General features: G+C 66.8%; 15 protein-coding genes and 1 pseudogene. 9 read left to right on the top strand and 7 right to left on the bottom strand.

The genetic code is table 11. The annotated features are described in order from the left end of the window. Window positions 1-298 precede the first annotated feature (298 nt). From HWX07_RS19545 to HWX07_RS19530, 4 genes are all read left to right on the top strand, one after another. Window positions 299-979, top strand: a complete 681-nt coding sequence (locus HWX07_RS19545; RefSeq protein WP_006478555.1) for a PspA/IM30 family protein — start codon at window positions 299-301, stop codon at window positions 977-979. 88 nt (window positions 980-1,067) lie between these two features. Next, the gene (locus HWX07_RS19540) at window positions 1,068-2,249 is read left to right on the top strand and encodes a tetratricopeptide repeat protein (protein WP_175877384.1); all 1,182 of its coding nucleotides are present in this window, start codon (window positions 1,068-1,070) and stop codon (window positions 2,247-2,249) included. A 237-nt stretch (window positions 2,250-2,486) separates the two neighbouring features. Next, window positions 2,487-2,918 carry a large conductance mechanosensitive channel protein MscL gene (gene mscL, locus HWX07_RS19535; RefSeq protein WP_006752022.1) on the top strand — a complete coding sequence of 144 codons (432 nt, stop codon included), beginning with the start codon at window positions 2,487-2,489 and terminating at the stop codon, window positions 2,916-2,918. A 333-nt stretch (window positions 2,919-3,251) separates the two neighbouring features. Continuing rightward, window positions 3,252-3,698 (top strand): hypothetical protein, encoded by a 447-nt coding sequence (locus tag HWX07_RS19530; RefSeq protein ID WP_175877468.1) that lies wholly within the window; start codon window positions 3,252-3,254, stop codon window positions 3,696-3,698. Between the two features lie 66 nt (window positions 3,699-3,764). Here HWX07_RS19530 and HWX07_RS19525 read toward each other — a convergent pair whose 3' ends face one another. Further along, window positions 3,765-4,658 (bottom strand): NAD(P)-dependent oxidoreductase, encoded by an 894-nt coding sequence (locus HWX07_RS19525; protein WP_175877467.1) that lies wholly within the window; start codon window positions 4,656-4,658, stop codon window positions 3,765-3,767. Between the two features lie 178 nt (window positions 4,659-4,836). On the opposite strand from HWX07_RS19525, the gene HWX07_RS19520 reads away from it, so the two are divergent. After that, entirely contained in the window at window positions 4,837-5,046 is a 210-nt protein-coding gene (locus HWX07_RS19520) for a dodecin (RefSeq protein ID WP_006478551.1), read from the top strand. A 221-nt stretch (window positions 5,047-5,267) separates the two neighbouring features. Continuing rightward, entirely contained in the window at window positions 5,268-6,197 is a 930-nt protein-coding gene (locus HWX07_RS19515; RefSeq protein WP_175877383.1) for a LysR substrate-binding domain-containing protein, read from the top strand. 132 nt (window positions 6,198-6,329) lie between these two features. Here the strand turns inward: HWX07_RS19515 and HWX07_RS19510 are convergent, their stop codons facing one another. Then, on the bottom strand, window positions 6,330-7,742 hold the full coding sequence (locus HWX07_RS19510) for an 8-oxoguanine deaminase (protein WP_012328721.1): 1,413 nt from the start codon (window positions 7,740-7,742) through the stop codon (window positions 6,330-6,332). Between the two features lie 507 nt (window positions 7,743-8,249). On the opposite strand from HWX07_RS19510, the gene uraH reads away from it, so the two are divergent. Continuing rightward, the gene (gene uraH, locus HWX07_RS19505) at window positions 8,250-8,603 is read left to right on the top strand and encodes a hydroxyisourate hydrolase (RefSeq protein WP_011549584.1); all 354 of its coding nucleotides are present in this window, start codon (window positions 8,250-8,252) and stop codon (window positions 8,601-8,603) included. Between the two features lie 53 nt (window positions 8,604-8,656). Further along, entirely contained in the window at window positions 8,657-9,850 is a 1,194-nt protein-coding gene (locus HWX07_RS19500; protein ID WP_175877382.1) for a urate hydroxylase PuuD, read from the top strand. 103 nt (window positions 9,851-9,953) lie between these two features. Here HWX07_RS19500 and HWX07_RS19495 read toward each other — a convergent pair whose 3' ends face one another. Next, window positions 9,954-10,364, bottom strand: coding sequence for an ACT domain-containing protein (locus HWX07_RS19495; RefSeq protein WP_175877381.1), 411 nt, complete (start codon window positions 10,362-10,364; stop codon window positions 9,954-9,956). A 67-nt stretch (window positions 10,365-10,431) separates the two neighbouring features. Here HWX07_RS19495 and HWX07_RS19490 point away from each other — a divergent pair. Next, window positions 10,432-10,542, top strand: a pseudogene (locus HWX07_RS19490) (LysR family transcriptional regulator); the annotation flags it as partial. A 172-nt stretch (window positions 10,543-10,714) separates the two neighbouring features. On the opposite strand, the gene HWX07_RS19485 reads toward HWX07_RS19490, so the two are convergent. The 4 genes from HWX07_RS19485 to puuE form a co-directional block, all read right to left on the bottom strand. Further along, on the bottom strand, window positions 10,715-11,227 hold the full coding sequence (locus HWX07_RS19485; RefSeq protein ID WP_006490209.1) for an ureidoglycolate lyase: 513 nt from the start codon (window positions 11,225-11,227) through the stop codon (window positions 10,715-10,717). Next, complete coding sequence (gene alc, locus HWX07_RS19480) at window positions 11,224-12,237, bottom strand: allantoicase (protein WP_175877380.1); 1,014 nt, start codon at window positions 12,235-12,237, stop codon at window positions 11,224-11,226. The genes HWX07_RS19485 and alc overlap by 4 nt, the downstream gene beginning before the upstream one ends. Window positions 12,238-12,312: 75 nt before the next feature. Next, the gene (gene uraD / locus HWX07_RS19475) at window positions 12,313-12,834 is read right to left on the bottom strand and encodes a 2-oxo-4-hydroxy-4-carboxy-5-ureidoimidazoline decarboxylase (RefSeq protein ID WP_175877379.1); all 522 of its coding nucleotides are present in this window, start codon (window positions 12,832-12,834) and stop codon (window positions 12,313-12,315) included. After that, window positions 12,831-13,784 (bottom strand): allantoinase PuuE, encoded by a 954-nt coding sequence (gene puuE, locus HWX07_RS19470; RefSeq protein WP_175877378.1) that lies wholly within the window; start codon window positions 13,782-13,784, stop codon window positions 12,831-12,833. The genes uraD and puuE overlap by 4 nt, the downstream gene beginning before the upstream one ends. Window positions 13,785-13,882 lie beyond the last annotated feature (98 nt).

The raw sequence follows: 13,882 nt of genomic DNA, 5'->3' as shown, positions 1-13,882 counted from the left end.
AATGAAATCGACCAGGCGCCTTCGCGATTTTTTGTAAAAATTCGCGCAATGCCGTGATTGGCGGCACGTATTGTCGGCATCCTCGGCCTATTATGGACACGCGATACGGTGCACACAGGCGATTTTCTTTCAGTCGCGAAAGGTTTGGCGTCCTGATGCGCGCGCCGCTTGAACTCGCGCGTTTAAGCCGTATTTAAGTGAACCGGTGGTGTAATATCCGCCGGCTCACGCGGGTCGGAACCGGCTCGCGACGGGCATTGCCGCGGTCACGCGGCGCCTTTCAACCACGGAGGATTTCATGTCGCTTTTCGACTCTATTTCGCGCACGATCAAAGGCCTGCTGAACGATGCGGCCGATTCGGTACAGGATCCGTCGCGCGACGCACGGCAGATCGTGCGGGAGCTCGACGACAGCATCGGCCGTGCCGAGAATTCGCTGATCGAAATCGAGGCACAGGTCGCGACCCAGCGCAGCAAGCGCGATGCGGCCGACGACAAGGTCAGGAAGTACGAGGACGGCGCGAAGCGCGCGCTGCAGGGCGGCGACGAAGCGCTCGCCCGCGAGGCGCTCGCGGCCCAGTCGAACGCGGAAGCCGAGCGCGATGCGCTCGCGGCCGAGCTGACGACGCTCGAGCCGTCGGTCGAGAAGCTGAAGGGGCAGATCGCCGACATGCGCCAGCGCCGCAACGATCTGAACGCACGCTCGAACATCCTGCAGGCGAAGCAGGAAATCGCGCAGGCGAAGGACGTCGCAGCCAGCGCGCTGGGCGGGATCGGCGGCAAGAACCTGTCCGAGGATTTCCAGAAGCTCGAGGACAAGGTCGCGCTGCAGAACGCGCGCTCGGACGCACGCCTCAATTCGGCCGACACGTCGAGCGGCAAGGCGCTCGACGACAAGCTCGCCGCGCTGAACAAGGGCCCGTCGGTGGAAGATCGCCTCGCCGCGCTGAAGAAGCAGCTCGATACGCCCGCGCAGTAACCCGCCGCGGGCCACCGCGCCGCGCCCCGGCCCGGGCGTGCGGCGCGAACCGATCGTCAGGAGACGGGCGCGTGCGCCCGGTTCGACCATGAAGAAATCTCTCGCCGCACTCGGCCTCTCGCTGATGTTGCTGTCGTCCGCCGCGTTTGCGGTCCCGTCGCTGCAGCAGGTCGAGCAATCGATCGCGCAGCGCAACTGGCAGCAAGCCGACACGCAGCTGTCGCAAGTCATCGACGCCCATCCGAACAACGCGCACGCGCGCTACCTGTATGCGCAGGTGCTGGACCGCGAAGGCCGCGCGTCCGACGCGCTCGCGCAACTGCAACGCGCCAAATCGCTCGATCCGCAACTGAAGTTCACCGACGCGTCGCGCTTCGCGCAGACGGAGTCGCGCATTCGCGCCGACGCCGCGCGCGTGAGCGGCAACCCGCCGTCGGCCACGCAGGCCGGCACGCTGCAGCCGGGGCTCGCTCCCGCCGTCGCGCCGGCCGAGAAGCACGGCCCGTCGACCGGCATGTGGATCGGCCTCGGGCTGATCGTCGCCGTGATCGCGCTGGTGCTGCGCTGGACGCTGCGGCGCGCGCGCACGGCCGACGACGGCCGCGCCGACGACGAACGCCGCACGCAGCTCAAGCGTGCGACCGACGTGCTGAACGACATCCGGCCGCTGAAACTCGACGCGAAACTGTCGACGGCGCCGGGCGCCGCGGCGCTGACCGGCGAACTCGAGGCGATCGAGAACGACGCGCGCACGCTCGTCGAGACGCTGTCGAACGGCAAGAATCCGGTGCCGCCGTATCGCGTCGATGAGCTCGAACAGCGTCACGCGAGCGTGAAGGCGCGCGTCGAAGGCCGCCCCGACCCGGCCGCGCAGCCCGCAGCGCCGGTGAACGGCAACGGCTCCGTGTACGCGCAGGAAGCCGATCGCATGACGGGTGCGCAAGGCCAGCCGTACCAGCAACAGCCCTACCCGCCGCAACAGCCCTATCCGCAACAGCAGCCGCCCGTCGTGATCCAGCAAGGCGGCGGTTTCGGCGGCGGCATGGGCGGGCTCCTGACCGGCGTGTTGCTCGGCGAAGCGATGTCGGGTGGCCGCGAACGCGTGGTCGAACGCGACGTGATCGTCGACGGCGAGCACCGCCGGCAGGAAGCCGACCCGGGCTTCGACCTCGGCCGCGGCGACGATTCGAACTGGAGCGACGGCAGCGGCGGCGGCGGCGGAATGGATCTCGGCAGCAACGACGACGGCTGGACGGACGACAACACCTGAGCCCCCGCGCACCGGACGTCGACGTGCGCGTCGACGCCCGGCCTCCCCCGCCACGCCCGCCTGCATGACCAGCCGCGCCCGGCGCGCGGATTTGTCAATCATTTCAAGATGGACTACCGGCAATGGGGCACGTTCGCTATCATGCGGCCATCGGCGTGCCACCGACCCTCATTCGACGCAAAGCAATCCTGCGCGTCGCGGCACGCCTCCCTCGCCCCAACCAGGAGAAAGCCGCTCATGAGCATCATCAAGGAATTCAAGGAGTTCGCCGTCAAGGGCAACGTGATGGATCTCGCCGTCGGCGTGATCATCGGCGGCGCGTTCTCGAAGATCGTCGACTCGGTCGTGAAGGACCTCATCATGCCGGTCATCGGTGTGCTGACCGGCGGTCTGGATTTCTCGAACAAGTTCGTTCTGCTCGGCACCATCCCCCCGTCGTTCAAGGGTAATCCCGATTCGTTCAAGGACCTGCAGGCCGCGGGCGTCGCCGCATTCGGCTACGGCTCGTTCATCACGGTGGCGATCAATTTCGTGATCCTTGCGTTCATCATTTTCCTGATGGTGAAATTCATCAACAAGCTGCGCAAGCCGGAAGAAGCCGCACCGGCCGCGACGCCGGAAGACATCGTGCTGCTGCGCGAGATCCGCGATTCGCTCAAGCAGCGCTGATCGCCCCACGCGCCGCCCGCCAGGCCCGCCTCGTGCGGGCCTTTTTATTGCGCGCACGATGCACCGCCGCATGCGGCGTATCCCACTTTTTTGTGACGAGCGAATGCACGCGCGGGAAAAGCAGGTCTATGATGGAGACTAAACGACAGTACGGGCGCCAAGACGCTGGCTGTGTCGATCATGGCGAGCAGGTCGACGGGAGACATTGATCGTCGTACTGCACGAATGCAGCATTTTCGTGTGCTATAAAGGATCGACATGCGGCGTACATAGCCGGGAGTGGGTCGCATGAAAGTGCCGCATTTCTTGCAATTGTTTTTGAGGCGAGTGTTTATGTCCTTCCCGAAAAAACGTCGGCGTGTGCCGCAGGATGGCCAGGAGTCGTTCCTCGCGGTCTTGCGCCACTCGAAACCGTTTGCCCAGCTCGACACCAAGATTGCCCGCGCCCGCGCGCAGGACGAACCCGTCCTCTATGCGCACGTGCTGCCCGGCCTTGACGTGCTCCTGTGCAGCGTGCGCGGCGCGCAGCCGCCGTATCCAGCCATCGCCGAGCTGCGCAAGCGCTGCATCGAATCGATCGCCAACGCGCTCGAGCAGCCGCTCGACGGCCTCGAGAACGGCGGATACTGGTACGAAGCGAACGGCTTCGGCTTCCTCGTCTTCGCCAGCCGCGCGCGTGCGCGCATCCTGCCCGAGTTTGGTGCAGGCACGAAGGCGAGCCTGCGCGGCGGCCTCGGCCGCCAGAACGCGGGCGACACGACACCCCGCTCGCTCGGCTGATCCGCCAGTCATTCGATGGGCCGCCTCCGGGCGGCCCATCTGCCATTCACGTGCCCCGCTTGCCCGTCACGACACCTGCCGACGGCCGTTGTTCGGCCGCACGATGTCGATGAACGCGGCGAAATCGGCGCCGGCGAGCCCCTGCGCGGCGCCCAGCCTCAGCACCTGCTGCACCGTGGCCGACACAGGCATAACCGCGCCCGTATCGCGCGCGGCGTCGGCGATGGCATCGACATCCTTCTGAAATGTACTCAGCGCGCCGATCGGTGGATGGCCGCCCGACGTCATGCGCGGCACGAACGTCTGCAGCAGCACCGAATCGGCCCAGCCGCCGGCGAGCGCCTCGGCCAGGCGCGCGGCGTCGATGCCGCTCGCCTGCGCTAGGCCCACCGCCTCGGCAATCGCGGTGACCGTCGCGGTGACGATTGCCTGGTTGCACAGCTTCGCCGTCTGGCCCGCGCCCGCGTCGCCCATGTGCGTGATGCGCGACGCGTACGTGTCGATCAGCGGGCGCACCGCATCGAGATCGGCCGCGCGGCCGCCGGCCATCACCGCGAGCGTGCCGGCCTGCGCGCCCGGCACGCCGCCGGACACCGGCGCATCGACCCAGCCGACCCCGAGTGCGGCCGCGCGCGCCGCGTAATCGCGCGTGGCGGCGGGCGGAATGCTCGAATGATCGACGATGCGCTGCAGGCGGCGTGTGCTCGCATCACCGGAAAGCAGTCCGTGCTCACCGAACACGACGTCGCCGACCGCACGACCGTCGAGCACGCACACGAACACCGTATCGACGCGCTCGGCCAGCTCGCGCGGCGTGCCGACCACCTGCGCGCCGTCCTTCACCAGCGCCTCGGCCTTGTCGCGTGAGCGATTCCATACGCTGACGCGATGCCCGGCCGCCAGCAAATGCCGAATCATCGGCGCGCCCATCAATCCCGGTCCGCAAAATCCGACTTCCACGATGTTCCTCGTCTCCGATATGGGTTGCACTTGTTGCCCATCATACCTATCACTCAAGAAGCCGGGCACGCACGGCGCCGTAGCGGAACCGAAGCGGGACCGAAGCGGGACCGTAGCGGAATCGCTTCGGGACCGCGGCTTGCACCGGCGAGACAGACCGATATCCCAGGGAGGCATCATGAGCGACCACGTGTACAAGCTGATCGAACTGACCGGTTCGTCGCGGCAATCGAGCGACGACGCGATTCGCAACGCGATCTCGAAAGCCGGCAAGACGCTGCACAACCTGCACTGGTTCCAGGTGACCGAAACGCGCGGCCACATCGAAGGCGATCAGGTCGTGCACTGGCAGGTCACGCTGAAGGTCGGCATGCGCATCGACGACTGACGCGCCCGCCGCCTCATCCGCCGCGCCGCGATCCGGATGCGCGCCCTGCGTGTCCGCGCGACGCCGCGCGCCCCGCATTCCATCCCGTTCAGGCCCCGTGTCGCAGCCCCGCCCGCGCGTGCCTGCGGGTATCCATCTCTTGACGCTGATTTTCGTTCATATTAAAAACGATATACCCACCCCACCCCTCGATCAGCCCAGCCATATAAACCGGAGATAACATGAGTCAGCAACGCGAGGCGATCGACACGTACCTCTTGCGCGTCTTGCACACCTTGTTGATGGAGCGCAGCGTCACGCGCGCGGCCGTCAAACTGAACCAGTCGCAACCGGCGATCAGTGCCGCGCTGCGGCGCCTGCGCGACATCACCGGCGATCCGCTGCTGGTGCGCGGCAAATCCGGCATGGTGCCGACCGAATACGGACTGCGCCTGCTCGAGCCCGTGCAGAACGCGCTGCGTGAAATCGAGCGCATCAAGTTCCAGCAGCACAACTTCGACCCCGCCACGTCGATCCGCTGCTACCGGATCGGCTGCCCCGACTACCTGAACGTGCTGTTCGTGCCGACCGTCGTCGAACGCTTCCGCCTGGCCGCGCCGAACGCGACGCTCGAGTTCCATTCGCTCGGCCCCGCGTTCGACTACGAGCTCGCGCTGGAAGACGGCAAGCTCGACATCGTCGTCGGCAACTGGCCCGAGCCGCCGGAGCAACTGCACCTGTCGAACCTGTTCGTCGATGAAATCGTCTGCCTGATGAGCAACACGCACCCGTTCGCGAAACGCGGCGGGCTCACGCTCGACCAGTACCTGAACGCGCCGCATCTCGCGCCGACGCCGTACTCGGTCGGCCAGCGCGGCGCGATCGACGTGCATCTCGCACGCGAACGGCTCAAGCGCCACGTGGTCGTCACGCTGCCGTACTTCAACCTCGCACCGTACGTGCTCGTGAAGTCGGACCTGATCTTCACGACCACGCGGCTGTTCGCCGATCACTACGCGAAGTTCCTGCCGCTGTCCGTCGTGCCGGCGCCGCTCGACTTCCCGCCGATGCAGTACTACCAGCTGTGGCACGATCGCTGCCATTACTCCGATGAAGTGCGCTGGCTGCGCAGCCTCGTCGCCGAGGCCACCCGCACGCTGATCGAGGCGTAATCGCATACGGCGCACCACGCGTGCGCCGGTCGCGCCGTTACGTGTGACCACGGCGCGTTGCACGAGGGGTAGTGGCCGCAATGGCCGCGCCCCCCGCTGCGCAACGTGCTGCGCGACGGGCCCGCCGACGCGTCAGCGCGACGCTTCCACGAGCGCCTGCGCCAGCGCGTTGTGACGCTCGATCACCGGCGGCAGATCGAGCGTCGCGAGCCGCCCTTCCCGCACCACCACCTTCCCGTTCACCACCGTGTACGCCGTCTGCGACGGCGCGCAGAACACGAGCGCCGCGACCGGATCGTGCAGCGCGCCCGCGAAGAGCGGTTGACGCAGGTCGAACGCGGCGAAATCCGCGGCCATGCCGGGCTTCAGCGCGCCGATATCGTCGCGGTTCAGCACCTTCGCGCCGCCGAGCGTCGCGATCTCGAGCGCTTCGCGCGCGGTCATCGCGTCGGGCCCGAAACCGACCCGCTGCAGCAGCAGCGCCTGGCGTACCTCGGCCACCATCTGCGCGCCGTCGTTCGACGCCGAACCGTCGACACCCAGCCCGACCGGCACGCCCGCGAGCCGCATCTTCTTCACCGGCGCGATGCCGGACGCCAAACGCATGTTCGAGCACGGGCAATGCGCGACGCCCGTGCCGGTGCGTGCAAACAGGCCGATGCCAGCATCGTCGAGCTGCACGCAGTGCGCGTGCCACACGTCGTGGCCGACCCAGCCGAGATCTTCCGCGTATTCGGCGGGCGTCATCCCGAACTTCTCGCGGCTGTACGCGATGTCGTTGACGTTCTCCGCGAGGTGCGTGTGCAACGACACGCCGTATTCGCGCGCGAGCACGGCCGCGTCGCGCATCAGCTCGCGGCTCACCGAGAACGGCGAGCACGGCGCGACCACCACGCGCAGCATCGCGTAGCGGCCTTCGTCGTGATAGGTCTCGATCAGGCGCTGCGTGTCGCGCAGGATGTCGGGTTCGCGCTCGACGACCGAGTCGGGCGGCAACCCGCCGTCGCGCTGGCCGACGCTCATCGCGCCACGGCTCGCGTGAAAACGCATGCCGATCCGCTGCGCCGCGCCGATGCTGTCGTCGAGCCGGCTGCCGTTCGGGTAGATGTACAGATGGTCGCTCGACGTCGTGCAGCCCGACTGCAGCAGCTCGGCCATCGCGGTGAGCGTCGACACCTCGATCATCTCGGGGCTCAGGTGCGCCCAGATCCGGTACAGGTTCGTGAGCCAGCCGAACAGTTCGGCGTTCTGCGCGGCCGGCACCGCGCGCGTGAGGCTCTGGTACATGTGGTGGTGCGTGTTCACGAGCCCCGGGATCACGAGATGGCCGCGCAGGTCGAGCACTTCGTCGGCCGTGTCGGGCAGTTCGGCGCTCGGGCCGACCGCGACGATCCGGTTGTCTTCGATGTAGAGCCCCGCGTCGCGCAGCTCGCGGCGCGTGTCGTCCATGGTCACGAGCACGTCGGCGTGCTTGACCAGCAGGGTTTTCGGGCGGGATGAGGAAGGGTTCGGCGCGCGTGCGCCAGCGTGCTGCTCGAGATTCATGCGTTCTCCGCGTCGGTCTGCCTTCAGGGGTTGTCCTGGAAGCGGTCACACAGCCGTTCGAACGCTGAATCGCGGCACGCCCCGGTGCCTGCGTCCGTTCGAACGCCCTGGCCCGGTTACCCGGCGTGCTCGCCGTCTTCGGGGTACGCGCCGGCCACCGGCCGAAGCGCACGGCGGGAGGATCGCCCAAGCGCGCGCCGCGCACAATACGCGATCCCGAATACCGTGCTTCAGGGATTCGGTATGGTACGCCGCCCGGTGCTCCGCCACGTGCCCGACACCGGCGCGCTCAGCCCTGTCCGGCCGGCCGTCGACAGCCGCTCATGCGCGGCGCATTATCTTCGATATCGCGCCCGTATTTGCGCGGGGAACCTTTTTACAATGCCTGCACGGCGCTCGCTTCACTCTCGCCGACGGGTATGTAGCCACGTGACGTGGAGCCTCGATCCGCCGCACAGTCATGGATCGAGTCGCCGCCGAACCTCGCATTCACACAAGGAACAACGAATGGGAAAGCTCACTACCCACGTACTCGATACGGCACACGGTCGCCCCGGCGCTGCCATCAAGGTGGACCTCTACGCGCTGGACGGCGAATCGCGCCGCGCGATCAAGACCGTGCTGACCAATAGCGACGGCCGCTGCGACGAACCCCTGCTCGAAGGCGCGGCGCTCGCCGCCGGCGAATACGAACTCGTGTTCCATGCCGGCGACTACTTCGCGGCGCTTGGCGTGAAGGTGCCCGAACCCCGCTTCGTCGACCGCGTCGTGCTCCGCTTCGGCATCGCCGACACCGGCTCGCACTACCACGTGCCGCTGCTCGTGTCGCCGTGGTCGTACAGCACCTATCGCGGCAGCTGACAAGCGAAGCAGCGCCTGCATCAAGACAAACGATCTGAGTCCGGAGGAGTTTCATGGAAGGCTTCATCACCGACTGGCTGAACCTCGCGCTGCGATGGCTGCACGTCATCGTCGCCATTGCGTGGATCGGCGAGTCGTTCTATTTCGTCGCGCTCGACAACAGCCTGAAACCGCCGACCGACCCGAACCAGCGCAAGCGCGGTGTGTTCGGCGAGCTGTGGCACGTCCACGGCGGCGGTTTCTACAACATGCAGAAGTACACGGTCGCCCCGCCGGAAATGCCCGATGACCTGCACTGGTCGAAGTGGCCGTCGTACACGACGTGGCTGTCGGGCTTCACGCTGTTCTTCGTGCTGTACCTGCTCGCCCCGAACACGTACCTGATCGACAAGAGCGTGCTCGACATGGGCCCGGTCGTCGCCGTCGCGTCCGCGCTCGGCTTCCTCGCGGCCGGCTGGATCGTCTACGACTCGCTGTGCCGCATCCTCGGCACGAACGATCGCGTGCTCGGCATCTGCGTCGGCCTCTACGTCGTCGTCGCGGCATACCTCGCGTGCCACATCTTCTCGGGCCGTGCCGCCTACCTGATCGTCGGCGCGATGCTCGCGACGATCATGTCGGCGAACGTGTTCTTCGTGATCATCCCGGGCCAGCGCAAGATGGTCGACAAGATGCTCAAGGGCGAGGAACCGAACCCGATCTACGGCAAGCGCGGCAAGCAGCGCTCGGTGCACAACACGTACTTCACGCTGCCGGTCGTGTTCGCGATGCTGTCGAACCACTATGCGATGACGTACACGAACAAGTTCAACTGGGTCGTGCTCGTGCTGATCATGCTGGCCGGCGCGCTGATTCGCCAGTTCTTCGTGATGCGTCACCGCGGCAAGCAGCTGTGGTATCTGCCGATCGGCGGCGTCGCGCTGCTGTCGGGCGCGCTGGTGTGGACGATGCCGAAGCCGGTCGCGCCGGAAGCGCAAGCGGCCAACGCACCGAAGATCGTGATCAACGACATCATGCCGATCCTGCAGCAGCGCTGCGTCGAGTGCCACTCGGCCAAGCCGACGCTGATGGGCAGCGCGCCCGCGGGCGTGATGTTCGACACGCCGGACGAAGTGTCGAAGAATGCGCAGCGCATCTACGACCAGGCCGTGCGCCTGAAGGCGATGCCGATCGGCAACGTCACGCACATGACCGACGACGAGCGGACGAAGCTCGCCGCCTGGTTCGAGGGCGGCGCGGTCAAGTAAGCCGCCCGCCGAGCGCCGGAAGTCATTCGCCGGCGCCATCCTCTCCGTTCGCGGGCCCGGTGACGGGCCCGTTTTTTTGCCTGCTCCAAACGCCCTTCGCGCGTCAGCCGCGCTGCGCGTCCCGCTGCAGCGCGACGAGTACATCGCGTGCGCGCGGGCCGTCGTCGAACGGCACGAAAATGTGATCGTGGTACGCGGCGGCCATCACGTTGCAACTGATGTCGGCCGCACCGAGCGCCCGCGCGAATGCGGCCGTGAGGCCGACGGCCGCGAGGTCGGAATGCACGGTCAGCGTGATCCAGGCGGCGCGAAACAGCACCGGCCAGCCACGACGCGCGGCCGTCTCCTCGTCGACCACGACTGTCAGCCCTTCCGCTTCACGGAACGTCGCGATCGCTTCGGATACCGATACGTCGGCATCGTGCGGCAGCGAAATGAACGCGAACGCGCCTGGATGCAGTTCGGGCCGCATCGTGCGCAGCAGGACCGCGAGGTCGCTTTCAGGCTGTCTCATCGGAGGATCGCGCCCGGAACCGGACGTCGTGTGGTGGCGATGCGGGCACGATAGCACGCGCTACAACGGCGAACTGGCGCCGCTGTTCGAGCCGTGGCAACTCGAACCGATGCCGATGCATATCGCGCTCCCGCCGAACCGGCATGTCAGCGCGACGCTGCGTGTGTTCGTCGACTAGGTCGCCGGGCTGATGGCGCGGCATGCGCCGGTTGCGAATCGGCAGCGCGGCGGCCAGGGTTCGCGCGATGCGCGCAAAGCCACGTCAACCTGATTCGCAAGAAACCGACGCGCATAAAAAACCCGCGCAGGTTGCGCGGGTTTCGACAGGCGGACGGCCAGATCAGCCCGACTCAGGCCGTCACCGCATCCAGTGCATCCTCGGTAAGCCACAGCGACTCCTGCAGATCCTGCTCGTTCAGGTTCAGGCCGTCGCCGCCGCGATCGACGACGATGAAGTCGCTGACGCCGCCCAACGCGATCAGCGGGTGATGCCACACGCCCTTCGCATAGTTCACGCCCTGCCAGCCGCTCGTGACGAACGCGCGGATCTTCGCCGGATCGAGATCGCCCGCGGGCGCGACGACGACGAGATACGGCTGGTCGTTCAGCGGCACGAACGCCTGGCTGCCGAGCGGGTGCCGCTCGAGCATCTTCACTTCGAACGGCAGCGTGCGCGGCTGGCCGCGGAACAGGTTGACGAGCGTGCGGCCGCCTTCATCGGTCACGTCCACTTTCGCGAGATCGTGAAAGCGGATCGTCGTGCCGAGGTTGATCGGGATCTGCTTCGCCCCTTCCGTTTCGATCACGTCGCCGAACGGCGCGAAGGCTTCCTTGGTCAGCGGTTCGATGGCAAGCGTCTTCATTTGTCGAGCGTCCCCCACAGGCGCAGGCGCGACACGCCGCCGTCCGGAATGATGTTCAGTCGCACGTGCGTGACGGGGCCGAGCGACGCGATGTCGTGCTCGAAGTAGTGCTGCTTGTCCATCTGCAGCTTCTGTTCGCCGAGCAGCACCGGCCAGAACATCGACTGCGTGATCAGCGAGCTGTCGGTGCCGCCCGACACATAGGCGGCCTGAATCGAGCACCGATCCGGGTAATTGCCCTTGAAGAACGCGGTATCGACTTCGATCTTGCGGATCACGCCCGGCTGCGCGAGCGCGATGATCGCCCAGTCGTTGCCGGGTTCGCGGCGGCGGCGCGTTTCCCAGCCGTCGCCCATGTTCACGCCGCGGCCCGGCAGCAACAGGTTCGACGCGACGCCGAAGTGCTGGTTGTTCGCGGCCACGACGTAACCGCCGTTTTCCATCGCCGCGAGGTCGAACTGCTCGGTCGCGCTCGCGCCGGCCCAGTCGAGCTGCGGCTGGCCGTACACGCGCAGGCGCGCGATGCCGCCGTCCGGGTAGATGTTCACGCGCAGATGCGTGAACGCCCGTGCGTCGCTCGCTTCGACGTAGTGATGGCTGTTGCCCTGCAGCGTCGTCGACGGCACGATCTCGACCCACTCGGTCGCCTGCGTCGGTGCGCCGTCGGCCACGAACGCGGCCTCGATCGACGCGGCCGGCGGGAAGTTGCCGGTGAAGTGGCTCGTGTCGATGTCGAAGCCCTTGATCACGCCCGGGCGCGCGAGCTTGACGACGCACCAGTCGTAGCCGGTCGTGCGCTTGCGGCGCGTTTCCCAGCCGTCCATCCACTTGCCGTGGTCGTCGTACTTGCCGGGGATGAAGACGGCCGGCTCGGGGTTCAGCATCCGGTCCTTCGGCGCGAAGAAATCGTCGCTGGCCTCGAGCGCCTGCGCACCGAGACGCGGGTCGGCAAGATTCACGTAGCGCCGCGTGAAATCGGGTGCGTTCGGATCGAGAAGCGGAACAGCCATGATGTTTCCTTGTTTCAGTGAGACGGTCGGGCCGCCGCGACGCGGCAGGCCGTATTGCGTTGTCAGGCGGCGGTATCAGGCGTCGATCAGGTCGTCGAGACGGAAGCGCGCGATCCGGTAGATCTGGTCGAGGCTCGCGCGCAGCCCCTCGTCGCGCGAATGATTCACGCGCGACTCGAAGTTCGCGATGATGCCGTGGCGGTCATAGCCGCGCACCGCGAGGATGAACGGGAAGCCGAACTTCTCGCGATACGTGCGGTTCAGCGTCAGCAGCTTGTCGAACTCTTCCTGCGTGCACTGGTCGAGGCCCGCGCCGCTTTGCTCGCGGGTCGACTCCGCCGTCAGTTCGCCGCGCACGGCGGCCTTGCCGGCCAGCTCCGGGTGAGCGTTGATCAGTGCAAGCTGGCGCGCTTCGCCGCCGGTTTCCACCGCATTCGACATCGTCTGGTGCAGCGCATCGATGCTCGCGAACGGCCGTTGGCCCGCGGCGACCTCGGCCACCCACGGCGAATGTTCGAAGATCCCCGACAGCGCCGCGACGAATGCGCTCGGCGCCATCGTGTTCAGTTGTTCCAACGTGTAGCGCATCGCCTTCATGCTTTCCCTTCGTTTCGATGATTGGGCTGATACGGATGATGTTCACGCCAGTGACGCGCGATATCGACACGGCGCGTCACCCATACGCGATCGTGCTTCTCGATGTGATCGAGGAACCGCTGCAGCCCGCGGAACCGGCCCGGCCGGCCGAGCAGCCGGCAGTGCATGCCGATCGACAGCATCTTCGGCGCGTCGTCGCCCTCCGCGTACAGCACGTCGAATGCGTCGCGCAGGTAGTCGAAGAAGTGATCGCCGGTGTTGAAGCCCTGCGGCGTCGCGAAACGCATGTCGTTCGTGTCGAGCGTGTACGGCACGATCAGTTGCGGCGACGTGCGGCCGCCCGACACTTCGACGTCCATCCAGAACGGCAGGTCGTCGCCGTAGTTGTCGGAGTCGTACAGGAAGCCGCCGTATTCGGCGACCAGGCGGTGCGTGTTGGGGCTGTCGCGGCCGGTATACCAGCCAAGCGGGCGCTCGCCCGTCACGCGCTCGATCGCTTCCATCCCGAGGCGCATGTGCTCGGCTTCGAGTTCCGGCGCCATGCTCTGGTAGTGGATCCAGCGCCAGCCGTGGCACGCAATCTCGTGGCCGAGTTCGACGAACGCCCGCGCGAGCTCCGGATGACGCTCGATCGCCATGCCCACGCCGAACACCGTCAGCGGCAGCCCGCGCTTCTCGAATTCGCGCAGGATGCGCCACACGCCGGCCCGCGACCCGTATTCGTAGATCGACTCCATGCTCATGTGGCGGTCCGGATACGCGGCCGCGCCGACGATTTCGGACAGGAACTGCTCGGAGCCCGGATCGCCGTGCAGCACGCAGTTTTCACCGCCCTCCTCGTAATTCAGCACGAACTGCACGGCGACGCGGGCGCGCCCCGGCCAGTTCGCCTGAACGGGATGGCGGCCGTAGCCGATCAGGTCGCGAGGATAGTTGGGATCGAGTGGCATGGTTCGAAGTGCGGCGAAAGCAGGCTGAATGAGCAGGCGCGAATAATGGGTTCGCATCGACTGCGCGGTACCGGAGGCCGGCCGCACAAGCCGATGCG

This window comes from Burkholderia sp. BCC0097 (assembly GCF_902832985.1).
Classification (GTDB): Bacteria; Pseudomonadota; Gammaproteobacteria; order Burkholderiales; family Burkholderiaceae; genus Burkholderia; species Burkholderia orbicola.
This window is presented reverse-complemented; position numbering and strand designations above follow the sequence as displayed.

Bases quoted from the DNA above. Each gene is read 5' to 3' on its own strand.
- HWX07_RS19530 (WP_175877468.1), top strand. From the start codon at position 3,252: ATGTCCTTCCCGAAAAAACGTCGGCGTGTGCCGCAGGATGGCCAGGAG.
- HWX07_RS19495 (WP_175877381.1), bottom strand. From the start codon at position 10,364: ATGAGACAGCCTGAAAGCGACCTCGCGGTCCTGCTGCGCACGATGCGG.
- uraH (WP_011549584.1), top strand. From the start codon at position 8,250: ATGGGAAAGCTCACTACCCACGTACTCGATACGGCACACGGTCGCCCC.
- HWX07_RS19510 (WP_012328721.1), bottom strand. From the start codon at position 7,742: ATGAATCTCGAGCAGCACGCTGGCGCACGCGCGCCGAACCCTTCCTCA.
- puuE (WP_175877378.1), bottom strand. From the start codon at position 13,784: ATGCCACTCGATCCCAACTATCCTCGCGACCTGATCGGCTACGGCCGC.
- mscL (WP_006752022.1), top strand. From the start codon at position 2,487: ATGAGCATCATCAAGGAATTCAAGGAGTTCGCCGTCAAGGGCAACGTG.
- HWX07_RS19500 (WP_175877382.1), top strand. From the start codon at position 8,657: ATGGAAGGCTTCATCACCGACTGGCTGAACCTCGCGCTGCGATGGCTG.
- alc (WP_175877380.1), bottom strand. From the start codon at position 12,237: ATGGCTGTTCCGCTTCTCGATCCGAACGCACCCGATTTCACGCGGCGC.
- HWX07_RS19520 (WP_006478551.1), top strand. From the start codon at position 4,837: ATGAGCGACCACGTGTACAAGCTGATCGAACTGACCGGTTCGTCGCGG.
- HWX07_RS19545 (WP_006478555.1), top strand. From the start codon at position 299: ATGTCGCTTTTCGACTCTATTTCGCGCACGATCAAAGGCCTGCTGAAC.
- HWX07_RS19515 (WP_175877383.1), top strand. From the start codon at position 5,268: ATGAGTCAGCAACGCGAGGCGATCGACACGTACCTCTTGCGCGTCTTG.
- HWX07_RS19485 (WP_006490209.1), bottom strand. From the start codon at position 11,227: ATGAAGACGCTTGCCATCGAACCGCTGACCAAGGAAGCCTTCGCGCCG.
- HWX07_RS19540 (WP_175877384.1), top strand. From the start codon at position 1,068: ATGAAGAAATCTCTCGCCGCACTCGGCCTCTCGCTGATGTTGCTGTCG.
- uraD (WP_175877379.1), bottom strand. From the start codon at position 12,834: ATGAAGGCGATGCGCTACACGTTGGAACAACTGAACACGATGGCGCCG.